The following is a 12,745-nucleotide window of genomic DNA, read 5'->3' on the forward strand; positions in this document are numbered from 1 at the left end:
GCACACCACCAAATGGTGTAGTGAACGTTGCAGTTGATCAGTTCTATGTTTTCGCTTTAAGACCAAATGCATCTATAGACCCTTACTATGTAGGATCTGCAACTATTGCAATCTTCAACGGTCCGGGATCAATTTCAGGTACGTTGACAGTTCCATTCGTAAATGGTATTGCAACATTCTCAAATGTGGTCTTCAGTCAGGTTGGTACTTATGTTCTTGAAGCAACTTCAGGTTCATTATTCTCAACGTTCAGTTCAAACATACTTATCAATCCACCGGTTGCATTTACTGAATTAGTGGTTCCACAATTTATGGGATCAAAAACTACATCAACTACAAATACTAACCGTACACCAATTGCAGTTTGTTTCCAGATAGATAATTTAATTCCAAACACATCATATAATGTTGCTGCAGGAATTGGTCTGACATCAGAAGCAAGTACATCATTGGGTGCCGGTACAATCTGGAATGGAACAGCCTACTCAGGACAAACAAGAAACAGTGCATTTACTACAGATGCTAATGGAGCTTCAGGTCCGGTATGGATCTTCCTTCAACCTTCAGGAAACGTATCACGTTTCGATGGTGGAGCAGTTCATAATGTTCGTATTGCTTATTCAACGGGAACATTTGGAACAATCGTTCCGAATTTTATTACGACAAAAACAATTACAGCACTTGACATTGCACCATCAGCACTTACGCCTGCAACAACAGATGACGGAGCTTTATTAACCGGTGAGCTTGCTGCTTGTATTGGTGGAAAATATATTTTGATCTATGATAATACTGCAGGTACGGGCGATCCGATCTTTGCATACCCTGCAAATTCAAGTGGTCTTACACAAGGAACACAAACAGGATTCCCGGGAACATTGGTAGATCAGATCTTCATGGGCTCAACAGCTGCAGGAACTTTCGCTGCTGTTTATCCGATAGGTGCTAACAACTCTAATGGTGTAAGAAGAATTGAAGCACGTAATGCAGATAATACAATTGCGGCATTCGAAACTTCTGCAACAGGAATCTGGGCAGCCGGTGCAAATACTACTACTGCAATCAGACGTCAGGTTGTTTCTCTTTCCAATGCTGATGCAAGTTTATCTTCAGTAACTGTTTCTGCAAGCTCAACAAATGTTTTGTGTTTCGGTGGGGCAACAGGTACTGCAACAGCAACAGCGACTTCAACTAATACTCCAATAGATTATTTGTGGGCACCCAATGGTGAGATCACAAATGCTATTTCAGGATTGATCGCCGGTACATATTCAGTAACAGCGACTGATGGAATCGGTTGTACTGCAAGTTCATCAGTAGTAGTAACTCAGCCTAACGATATTCTAATCGTTGGTCAGGTAACAAATACAGGTTGTTCAGGTGGAGGCACAGGTGCGGTTGACATTACTGTTGCCGGTGGAACTTCTCCTTATACTTTCTTGTGGAGCAACTCTGCAACAACAGAAGACATTACCGGACTAGGTGCGGGTACATATACTGTAACTGTTACCGATGCAAGCGGTTGTACAAAATCTGAATCGTTTACTGTTATTACTCAAAGTTCAAGTACGATCTCAGTTACAGCTACACCAGCTGCTATTTGTGCAGGAGAATCTTCTGTACTGGAAGCAACAGGTGCATCTACTTATACATGGACTCCTTCAGGAAGTCTGAGTTCACCAACAGGTTCTATTGTCACAGCTACGCCATCTGCAACTACTTCTTATACAGTAACTGCAGTTGATATCAGTGGTTGTACAACATTGGGTACTGTTACACTTACTGTTAATGATCTGCCTATAGTTGGAGTTACTCCGGTAACAACTACAATGTGTGAGGGAAGTTCTGTAAGTTTAACAGCAACAGGAGCTTCAACTTATTCATGGACTCCGGGTACAGGTTTAGATGTAACAACAGGAAGTGTTGTATAGCATCACCGATCGTAACAACTGTTTATACTGTTACAGGAACTTCAGTGGAAGGTTGTACAGCATCATCTACAACAACTGTAAATATTATAAATGTTAGTGCACCAACAGTATCTTCTCCGGTTACATATTGCCAGAACGATATTGCAACTCCACTAACTGCAACAACATTACCGGGATATAGTGCATGGTGGTATACTACACCAACAGAAGGTACGCCGAATGCATCAATAACACCTTCGACTGCAACAGCAGGATCAACGACGTATTATGTATCTCAACAACAGACAGCTCCTTTGAGTATAGCTATCACCGGATTCCAGGATCAGGCACCGGATCGAATATTCATTCGTTGCACTTAGCAGAATTCCTGCAGGAACGATAATCTATTTTACAGATAACGGCTGGACAGGAACAGGATTCAGATCAGCATCTGCAGTAGATGCAAACGGAAGTGAAGGTTTTGTGCGCTGGACTGCTTTAAATACTGTAGCAGCCGGAACAATGATCAAAAGCACAGTGAGTACTGCAGATTATATCTGGACTACTACAGGTCCAATAACATGTTCGGCGTGTACAACAGCTCAAAATTATACCCAACTTGATTTTGCCGGAGCAGGTGATCAGATCTATGCTTTCACAAGTACTGTTACTGATAATCCACTATTTAATACTGCTCAGCAAATTCATCTTGCAGTGTTTGATGATACAAACATTTTTGAAAATGCAACTTCAACAGCAACTGGTAATGTACCTCCAGGATTGACATCCGGTGTTGAAGCAAATACTTTTCCTTTTGCTTCTGCAAACTATGTGAATTTGAACTTTAGTGCTCAATCACGTACGATCAGCGGCTGGAGAACATTCATTGCAGCTTCTGCGAATTATACAACAGGAACAGGTGTAAATCCTGGTCTTCCGTCAACTCCTTTAAATGTTGATCTTGGTTGTGAAAGTCCACGTACTCCAATAACTGTTATCGTAAATGAAGCACCGGTTGTAACTGCAACTGCTGACCCGATTCTATGTAATGGCGGAACAACTGTAGTTACAGTTTCAGCAACAGGTGGAGTAACACCGTATACAGGAACAGGTACGTTCACTGTTTCTGCAGGAACACATAACTATACTGTTGCAGGTGCTGACGGATGTTCAGGTATTGCATCGATCACATTAACAGAACCAACAGCAGTCGTAGTTACAGCTGTTGAAACAACACCTGTATTATGTAATGGTGGAACAGCAACTGTTACTGTAACAGCTACAGGCGGAACAGGAATCTTAACAGGAGAGGGAACATTTACAGTTTCTGCCGGAACGCACACTTATATTGTTACAGATGCAAATGGTTGTACAGGTACTAATTCAATTACCATAACAGAACCTACAGCAATTTCAGTTACTGTTACTGAAACTACACCAATTGTTTGTCCTGGTGGAACAGCAACAGTAACAGTTTCTGCGAGCGGAGGAACCGGTGTTTTATCCGGAACCGGAACATTCACAGTTGCTGCAGGAACGTATAACTATACAGTTACTGATGAAAATGGTTGTACGGGTACGGGATCTATCACAGTATCGGATCCGGCAGCCGTTCTTGTGTCTAACTTTACACCAACATCAGGCTGCGTGGGGTCAACGGTATCCATTTTCGGGTCAAATTTAAACTTGGTTACAGCTATTGACTTAAATGGAATTTCAACTATATTTGTTATAGTAAACTCAGGAGAAATTACGGTTACAATTCCTCCGGCAGCAACGTCTGGTTCATTCAATCTGTATACTGCTGCCAACTGTACTACGACAACTGCGAATTTCACAGTTACAACTTGTCCAACAGGTATGACTCTAAACCTAACAGCATTTTTACAAGGTTTCTACTTAGGCGGCGGAACAATGCAGCCTGCGTTATTGAATCAATTGGTACCGGGTGCTACAGGTGCAGAAGCAGATACGATCACTGTTGAAATTTATGATGCATCTACATTTTTAATTGCTGCATCTACTCAGGCAGTATTGATGACTGATGGAACATGTTCAGCAACATTGAATGCAGCTGATGGAAATTATTACATCGCAATCCGTCATAGAAATAGTTTACTTACATGGTCAGCTGTTGACATAGCAATGGCTTCAGCAACACCGGCATCGTATGACTTCTCAACTTCAGCTACACAAGCATTTTCAGGTTGGATGGCAGATGATCTGAATGAAGGAATCTATTCAATCTTCACCGGTGATATTAACCAGGACGAATTCGTTGATGCAGCAGATTTCCCACCTTATGATAATGATAACACAGCAGGTCTATGCTGCGATTATTATGTTACAGATCTGAATGGTGATGGATTTGTTGATGCGGGAGATTTCCCTGCTTATGATAATAATAATGCTGCGGGGGTTTTCGCAATACATCCTTAAAAAATAATCAGAAGTAACGGAGCGGCCCAGCTCTGTTGCTTCTGTTAATATACTAACCAATAAAATAACCAAGAGGATAAACAAATAATACATGAAAAAAATAATACTATTCCTTTCTAAAGGAACATTCGTGACGTTGCTCGTCTTGTTGACGGCATGGGGCACCAGCAAAGGACAAAGTTATTCGATGTCCACTGATAATTGTACGATAACTTCGAACGTAATTACTTTCGATGTTATGATGACGAATAGCGGACCTGCGGACATGCGCATCAACTCCACAGTTATTCGTATGACACATGGTACTGCATTATTACCTGCAGGAACTAACACAGTTACATTTTCTTATGTAAACGATGGCCAATCGATAATACCGAGGTCATTTCCTCCTACTAATTCGCCGACATTCAGTTATACTGCGGCTGCAAGACAATGGCAGGTTTCAACAGGTACTGCGATCTACCAGAATGCAACTTGTGCCGGACCACCTAATGAGGCTCCTGTAGTGCTACCTGGCCAAACAGTTAAGTTAGGCCGTTTTGCCTTGACTATGGTTAGTAATTCAAACGGTAATAACGCATTTGTTGCAGGAGCATCAGCACAACTTGCTTTTGCACCAACTGCTGCAATGATCGTTTACCTGAATTGTAATTCAGTAACATCTTTGTCTTCTGCATTAACGAAAACTCTTATAACGCCATGTGCATTAACAGTACCTTCAGCAGGTTGTACAATTGCAGCTTCAATCCAGTCTCAGATAAACACATTGTGTTTTGGTGAAACAGGATCTGCTACTGCAACATCAACAGGTGGAACAGCGCCGGTAACTTATTCATGGAATACATCACCGGTACAAACAGGTGCAACTGCAACCGGACTTCAACCCGGTTCTTATATTGTAACTGCTACAGGTGCTGATGCATGTTCTGCAACAGCCACTGCAGTAATTACTGGTCCTACTGCAGCACTAGTTGCTTCGGCGGTTCAAGATGCTCCTATTCTTTGTAATGGCGGAACTACTTCAGTAACGGTATCTGCAACAGGCGGAACATCACCTTATTTAGGAACAGGTACATTCACTGTTAGTGCGGGTACACATAATTATACAATTACAGATGCCAACAATTGTACTACTAATACGTCGGTAACTGTATCAGAGCCGGATGCATTAACAGCAACCGGAAGTTCAACAGACGCTTCTACACCTTCAGCAACAGATGGAACTGTTACTGCTAACGTTTCCGGTGGAACAGCTCCATACACAATTATATGGAATACAACACCAACACAAACAGGACCAACAGCAACAGGTCTGGGTGTAGGATTTTACACGGCTAATATAACAGATGATAACGGTTGCGTGACTACTGCATCAGCAACTGTTTCAAGTCCTTCTTGTGCTTTACTGGCTTCATCTTCACAAGGCCCTGCAATTCTTTGTTTCGGTGGAACAACAACCGTTACTGTTTCTCAAACAGGCGGCGTTGAACCCGTAACAGGAACAGGAGCATTTACAGTGGGTGCAGGATCATATTCTTTTACTGTCACTGATAATAATGGATGTTCTTCAACTACAAATATCACAGTATCTGAACCGTCTGCTGTTGCGATCACTCCTTCATTCCTTCCAATTCTATGTAATGGTGGAACTACTGCTGTTACAATCACAGGATCGGGTGGAACACCTCCTTATTCAGGTGAAGGTACATTCAACCAGACAGTTGGATCAGATACTTACATAGTAACTGACGCTAACGGCTGTACTGCTACAGTAACTCTTACTTTCTACGAACCTACTGCAGTTGTTGCTTCTTCTTCTGCAACAGCAATCGCTTGTTTCGGTGGATCATCAACAGTAACAGTATCTGCAACAGGTGGAACTGCTCCTTACACAGGAACAGGTACATTTACTGAAGTAGCAGGGACTTATACTTACACAGTAACTGATGCAAATGGTTGCACAGCTACAACTACAGTAACGATCACTGAGCCTTCTGAATTAGTTGCTTCTTCTTCTGCAACAGCAATCGGTTGTTTCGGTGGATCATCAACAGTAACAGTATCTGCAACAGGCGGAACAGCTCCTTACACAGGAACAGGTTCATTCTCTGAAGTAGCCGGAACTTATACTTACACTGTAACTGATGCAAACAATTGCACAGCTACAACAACAATTACAATTACTCAACCAGCACTTCTTACAGCGTCTTCTTCTGCAACAGCAATTCTTTGTAACGGTGGTGAATCGACAGTAACTGTGACAGCAGCCGGTGGTACTCCAACTTATATCGGAGTAGGAACTTTTACGGTTCTTGCAGGAACATATACATATAATGTATCTGATCTTAACGGATGTACTGCTTCAACAACGATTACAGTTACTGAACCAACAGCTTTAGCTGCAACTGCAACATCAACTCCGGCATCATGTCCTACATGTGCTGATGGTACTGTTTCAATCGCTTCTGTAACAGGTGGTACTTCTCCTTATTCTTCTACAAACTTAACAGGACTTCTTCCTGGTAACTATTGCATCACTGTAACTGACGCTAACGGATGTACAACATCTGCTTGTGCTACAGTAAACACTGCTGCTTGTTCTATCGTTGCTTCTTCAGTTCAGGACGGACCGATCCTTTGTAATGGTGGTACAACTACTATAACTGTTTCTCAGACAGGTGGTGCATTACCGGTAACAGGAACAGGAACTTTCACGGTTAGTGCAGGTCCTTATTCTTTCACTGTTACTGATGCTAATGGATGTTCATCTACAACAACCGGTACAGTTTCTGAACCAACAGTACTTTCTGCTTCATCAAGTCAGGATGCTGCAATTCTTTGTAATGGCGGAACAACAACAATCACGGTTTCTGCAACAGGTGGAACTACTCCTTATTCAGGAACAGGAACATTTACTGTTTCAGCAGGATCATACTCATTTACTGTAACTGACGCTAATGGTTGTACATCTACAACTACAGGAACGGTTACTGAGCCTTCTGCAGTTGTTGCATCATCATCTTCTACAGCGATTCTTTGTAATGGCGGTTCATCTACAGTAACAGTTTCTGCAACAGGTGGAACAGCTCCTTATTCAGGAACTGGTACATTCACTGAAACAGCAGGAACGTATACTTACACAGTAACTGATGCTAATGGTTGTACAGCTACAACTACTATCACTATTACTGAACCTGCTGCACTTGTAGCATCTTCTTCTGCAACAGCAATCCTTTGTAATGGCGGTTCATCAACAGTAACAGTTTCTGCAACTGGTGGAACAGCTCCTTACACAGGAACAGGTTTTTTCAATGAAACAGCAGGAACTTATACTTACACAGTAACTGATGCAAACGGTTGTTCAGCTACAACTACTATTACAATTACAGAACCTGCTGTTCTTGTAGCATCATCTTCATTTACACCGATTCTTTGTAATTGTGGTTCATCAACAATAACAGTATCTGCAACTGGTGGAACAGCTCCTTATTCAGGTACTGGTACATTCACGCTAGGTGGTGGGTCATGGACATTCACTGTAACTGATGCTAACGGTTGTGAATCTTCAACTTCTATTTTTATAACAGAACCTTCTCAACTGGAAGCGACTGCTTTTGCAACAGGAAGTATTCTTTGCTTCGGCGGAACAACTACTGTTAGCGTTAATGCATCAGGTGGAACAGCTCCTTATTCAGGAACAGGTACATTCAATCAAGCGGCAGGTACAATTACATATACTGTAACTGATGCTAACGGATGTACTTCATCGTCTTCTGTTACATTAACTCAACCAACAAAAGTAGAAGGAACAACTTCAACTACTCCTGCTTCAGGATGTTCTACACCTGACGGAACTGCAACAGTTGTTGCTTCCGGAGGAAATGGTTCTTATACTTATGTATGGTCACCGGGCGGACAAACTACTGCTACTGCAACAGGTTTAGTTGCCGGTTCATATACGGTTTCTATTACTGATGGTAATGGATGTTCCGGTTCTGCTACAGCTTTAGTTACTGGTTCAGGTGGTTCAGTTGGTACTCCAAGTGCTATCAGCGGTCCGGCAGGAGCTTGTCGTAACTCTGCAGGAATCGTTTACTCAGTTATTAATGATCCTAACGCAACAAGCTATACATGGACTCTTCCAAGCGGCGCTACAGGCTCATCAACTACAAACAGTATCACTGTTGCATTCGGTAGCGGATTCAATGGCGGATTCATTTGTGTTGCTGCAAACAACGCTTGTGGTTCAAGTATGACAAGTTGTTTAAATATTCCAGTGATCGTTGCATATCCTTCTTTACCTGCTGTGATCAGCGGACCAAGTGTAACTTGTGGTGCAGGTGTGTATACATTCTCAACTTCATCAGCTAATGCAACTAGCTACAACTGGACCGTTACAGGTACAGGTGTATTCATTGCTTCTGGTCAAGGTACAAATACAATTACTGTTAGTGTTCCTGTAAACTTTGCTCAAGGATCTGTTCAGGTTCGTGGTGTAAACTGTAATGGAATCTCTGCAGTTCGTGGTATGACTATCACGGGTATTCCTGCACACTCTAATGCAGTGAGTGGACCTACAAAAGTTTGTGCAAACGGAACTGCTACATATTCAATGCCTGTTGTTCCGGGTGTAGACACTTATACATGGTCTATCACAGGTGACGCTTCACTTGATGGACAGAACTTAACTTCAACAACTTCTTCAGCAACGTTCAACTTCGGACCTGCATGGACAAGCGGACAAGTGAGCATTACAGTATCTAACACTTGTGGATCTTATACAAGATCATTTACTGTAGGTTCTGTTCCAAATCAACCGGGCGGTATTACTGGTCCTGGTACAGCTCTTTGTAACTTGAGCGGAGTAACTTATTCTATTGTTGCGGTTCCGGGTGCTACTTCATACAACTGGTCAGTACCGGCAGGTGTGAATATCGTATCAACTGCACCTAACGGCTTATCAATCGTAGTTAACTTCACTGCTGCATTTACTACTAATGCAGGTAACATCTGTGTGTCTGCTAACAATGCTTGCGGTGCTGGTCCGGCTCGTTGTTTCACTGTTACTTCCCGCCCTGCTGTCCCTGTAATCACAGGTCCAACATCGGTTTGTAAAACTCAGTCAAACGTGTCTTATAACCTTGCTCCGATAACAGGTGCTACAAGTTATACATGGTCAGTAACAGGTGGCGCTTCGATCGCTCCATCAGGAACAACTGCAATTGTAAACTTCAACACAGCATTGACTTCTTCTGCTGTTGTACGCGCAAATGCAGTTAACGCTTGTGGCGCTTCTCAACCGGCTGCACTTGCAGTTTCTGTAAATCAGTTCTGTCGTACAGCTGCTGATAACGCTTCAATCAACACAGCTGAATTCTCAGTTTATCCGAACCCGACTTCTGCTAAAACAACTGTTTCTTTCAATTCAGATTCTGATATGAAATATACAGTGAAGGTTGCAGATCTACTTGGTAACATCATTTATTCAAATGTTATCGATGCTTCTGAAAACTATAATTCAACTGAAATCAACATGACAGATTTCGCTAAAGGTGTTTATGTAATCAGCGTAACTTCTGAAGACGGAAACTCTCAATCGAAACGAGTTGTAGTTGAGTAATAACTTCACTCGGGAATATCCCGAAAAATTAAAGGGAAGCAGCAATTGGCTGCTTCCCTTTTTTTGTTATTATTTTTTCATAATCATGAAATGCAGATTTTGTTTAACGATTATTATTGAATCTAAAACATTGTTTTCGGTCTCATAGAGATCTCTGCGTATTTTCTGCATTTTCTGCGTAATTCTGCTTGAGAAAAATACCTGATCACTTATACAAAACATCTTTTAAATTGGATTTTGCCGGTATAAAAACTTTTTTATTTTTGCTCTACACATAAACACACCACCACCATGAAAAAAATTCTTAGAGTTATTGGCATTATCCTCGGAATAGTAGTTATCGCTGTAATCGGATTTCTGATTTACTTCAACAGTACTCACCCAAATGTCGCAGCAGCTAAGGACATCCATGTAGAAATTACACCAGAACGACTTGAAAGAGGAAAGTATTTAGCAAATTATGTTACAAATTGTATTGATTGTCATTCTAAGCGCGACTTTACAAAATTCAGTGGACCGATCGTTCCGGGAACTGAAGGAATGGGCGGAGAAGTTTTTGACGGACCGAAAGCAGATGTGCCCGGAGTTATCTATGCAAGAAATATTACACCTGCCGGTATTGGCGACTGGACTGATGGAGAATTGTTTCGTGCAATTACAGTGGGAGTAAATAAAAAAGGCGAAGCACTATTTCCTCTGATGCCTTATACACATTTCAGTAAAATGTCGCAGGAAGATATTTATTCTATCATATCATATATCCGTTCTCTGAAACCAATTGAGAACAAAATCCCTGAACGGAAACTTGATTTCCCGCTTAATCTTATTGTTAAAACAATTCCAAAAGATCTTGATGGTCCATTGCCACCGGCACCCGACCGCGCAAACACACTTGCCTATGGTGAGTACATGGTCAATGCAGTCGCTTGTATTGCTTGTCATACCAAGTTAGAAAAAGGTCAGATGCTACCGGGAACAGAATTTGCCGGAGGATTTAAATTTTGCATCGATGGACATTGTGCTACATCGGCTAACATTACTCCGGATAATGAAACCGGTATCGGACTCCTGACCAAAGAAGCATTTCTTGATAAGTTTCGTTTTTACAGAGATGAAAAGGCGAAAAACATTCCTGTTGGAAAAGGAGGAAATAATTCACCAATGCCCTGGGGCTTGTACAGTAATCTGACTGACGAAGATCTGAGTGCTATCTATGATTATTTGCGAACATTGCCACCTGTTGTAAATAAAGTAGAGAAGTATTCTGTTCAGACAGAACCAAAATATAACTAGACTAATTCATTGATTCGTTCAGTCAGCCAGTTTCTGTCGGAAATATTTGCTGACGATGATATTTCTGCGCGCAGTGCTTCCAGTTTTTTCGAATTGGAACCTGCGCGGAAGATCTTCAAAGAGTATTTTATAAAATTCTTATAAATGGAAAGTTGATAAGCGGAAATATTTTTATTCCTTAATAAAAATATTTTGAATGCCGCTATGTGGTGAAGTAGTGCTTCCTGCTCATCATTTTCAAAATACACTTTTAATAGTATTGACTTGGAATCAAGCTGATAATAAAGATCCGTGAATTCAACCTCCTGCAGATATTTTAAAACGAATTTGTAATTTTTTTAAAGTAATAGAGCATTGCAGTATTATAGGTTAAAGCATTTTTTCTTTCATGTGGCGGCAGAAAATTGATGAATCGTGAAATGAAATCTTTTACCCACTCGTCTTCTTTCAATCGTAAACCAAGGGTGACTATATTTTTAAATTCCCAGGGCGAGAGGTGATCATGCTTCATCAATCGTTTGTTTTTTAAAATTGATTTGTACAGATCAAAAAGAATTAAACGGAAATTATCTTCACCGGAATTGATCCGCCTGATGCAGAAATTTTTTGCATATTGGTAAATGTTGTTCAGGTCTTCTACAGCTAATTTGTTCCGAAATTCATTTGTAATGGAAATTATTTTTTCATAAGCATCGAATGACTCCTCTTTGTTTCCTTTCAAACTGATCAGGATGTAGTAGTAGACTTCAATCAATGGTGATGAAAGAAATGAGTTTGACACAAGATATTCGCAGATCGGATCTATTAGAATTACTTCAAATTGTTTGTTCAATACATTTTTAAGATTGATCAGTTCACATTGTAATTGCAGCTTTCGAACGAAATAAAATTGATCCAGACTTTTTAAAAGTCCGGTGTAATTAAGTTGTGCAAGTCTTGAGTGCTGACGTGCATTGAACAGATGGGCGATCTCTTCAGAGCGATATTTATTCATAAAAGATCTCGCCTTTTCAGAATTTTCTTTTGCACTACTTTTAATCATAGTGAATGAATATGCTTTTTTGACATTTCTTTCTGAAAGTGATTTTTGACGGTACAGAGATTCTTCTTCAGAATCTTTTTCAAATTCCAGGAGGGAAAGAAATTTTTCCAGATGGCTTGTCAGATCAGAAAAAAGATACCGCATTTTCTTATCGTTATATGGTACTTCTCCAAACATCCTGACGAATAGTACGTTTTTTGAAATTGATTCCGTACCAAGCAGTAGCTCAAATAAATTTGAGAGAGATTCCGAAGAGTTGTATAAAGGCGACTTCAGATATAGCCGGAATGACCGCACTTCATTAGGAGAAAGCACGTCAATTAATTCTTTAACTTTAAGGGTTGTCATTTTTTCGGAAATTTTGGTAAACAGCCAAAAATAAGGGCCTGACAAATTAAGAAAAAAAGGTTAAAAAATCACAAAAATAAGGGTAAAGTGTCA

The 12,745-nt window shown here is 40.8% G+C and carries 7 protein-coding genes; 5 read left to right on the plus strand and 2 right to left on the minus strand.

All coding sequences use genetic code 11. The features are described 5' to 3' along the window. The first annotated feature begins 20 nt into the window (after positions 1-20). From IPL24_16790 to IPL24_16810, 5 genes are all read left to right on the plus strand, one after another. On the plus strand, positions 21-1,931 hold the full coding sequence (locus IPL24_16790; GenBank protein MBK8365261.1) for a SprB repeat-containing protein: 1,911 nt from the start codon (positions 21-23) through the stop codon (positions 1,929-1,931). Continuing rightward, complete coding sequence (locus IPL24_16795) at positions 1,883-2,290, plus strand: hypothetical protein (GenBank protein MBK8365262.1); 408 nt, start codon at positions 1,883-1,885, stop codon at positions 2,288-2,290. The genes IPL24_16790 and IPL24_16795 overlap by 49 nt, the downstream gene beginning before the upstream one ends. 142 nt (positions 2,291-2,432) lie before the next feature. Continuing rightward, complete coding sequence (locus IPL24_16800; protein ID MBK8365263.1) at positions 2,433-4,349, plus strand: hypothetical protein; 1,917 nt, start codon at positions 2,433-2,435, stop codon at positions 4,347-4,349. Positions 4,350-4,440: 91 nt separating this feature from the next. Beyond that, complete coding sequence (locus tag IPL24_16805; GenBank protein ID MBK8365264.1) at positions 4,441-9,969, plus strand: T9SS type A sorting domain-containing protein; 5,529 nt, start codon at positions 4,441-4,443, stop codon at positions 9,967-9,969. Positions 9,970-10,260: 291 nt separating this feature from the next. Continuing rightward, on the plus strand, positions 10,261-11,262 hold the full coding sequence (locus IPL24_16810; protein ID MBK8365265.1) for a cytochrome C: 1,002 nt from the start codon (positions 10,261-10,263) through the stop codon (positions 11,260-11,262). Here the strand turns inward: IPL24_16810 and IPL24_16815 are convergent. Together IPL24_16815 and IPL24_16820 are read right to left on the minus strand one after the other, a co-directional pair. Continuing rightward, positions 11,259-11,510, minus strand: a complete 252-nt coding sequence (locus tag IPL24_16815; protein MBK8365266.1) for a hypothetical protein — start codon at positions 11,508-11,510, stop codon at positions 11,259-11,261. The genes IPL24_16810 and IPL24_16815 overlap by 4 nt on opposite strands. A gap of 68 nt (positions 11,511-11,578) precedes the next feature. After that, entirely contained in the window at positions 11,579-12,652 is a 1,074-nt protein-coding gene (locus IPL24_16820) for a hypothetical protein (GenBank protein MBK8365267.1), read from the minus strand. Positions 12,653-12,745 lie beyond the last annotated feature (93 nt).

The organism is Bacteroidota bacterium (genome assembly GCA_016711505.1).
Lineage (GTDB): Bacteria > Bacteroidota > Bacteroidia > AKYH767-A > 2013-40CM-41-45 > JADKIH01.